The sequence below is a fragment of the Actinomadura geliboluensis genome (genome assembly GCF_005889745.1).
Classification (GTDB): Bacteria; Actinomycetota; Actinomycetes; order Streptosporangiales; family Streptosporangiaceae; genus Spirillospora; species Spirillospora geliboluensis.
On record NZ_VCKZ01000784.1, the window covers coordinates 1 to 642 of the forward strand.

The 642-nt window shown below is 64.8% G+C and carries 1 pseudogene; it reads right to left on the reverse strand.

Going from position 1 to position 642, the window contains the following annotated elements:
• Positions 1-392: pseudogene (locus tag ETD96_RS44225) on the reverse strand (hypothetical protein); the annotation flags it as partial.
• Positions 393-642 lie beyond the last annotated feature (250 nt).

The window sequence follows — 642 nt, forward strand, 5'->3', positions numbered from 1 at the left end:
ATGCCGGGGTGGACGGTCAGTGGCCGGAGCACCCATTCGGGATGCCCCATGTCGATCGGCTGGGCGCAGCGCTCCGCGACCGCCGCATTGGGGCAGAAGACCAGCAGGGTCGCTCCGCACCTGTGGCGGTGCCGGAGCAATGCCGCGTAGGCGGGCCAGCTGAAGATCTTGTCCTCGTCGAACTTGAGTTGGGACTCCACGATGATTCCGTGGCTCGGCTTCTTGGGATCGTCGAGGACGACTGTGGCGTCGCAGCGCAGCTCGGCCGGGTTCAGACCGGCGAACGACTCCGAGGACAGGGTCGCCGCATCGTAGGGGATGTCCAACCCGAAGACGGTCTGCAGGATCACCGGGGCGAGCACCGGCTTCTCACGGACCAACTCGAGTGGCATCTCGTGATCGGTTGATGGCATGACGAGCAAACTAACGGTAATCAGAGGCTCGCGGAGCGTTAAAGGCACGCGGAAGCGGGTCATTTGACGACTTGGCCCGGGTGGACTGTTTCACCTGGTCAGACAGGGTGATGCGAGGTGTCTGCTTTGCCTGTTGGCTGGGGATAGATGGGGCCAGAAGGGCGAGTGCCGGATGTGCGCGACGCCTACGTCAGCGGTCTCGTGGAGGGGGCCGAGGCCGGTGGTGGGC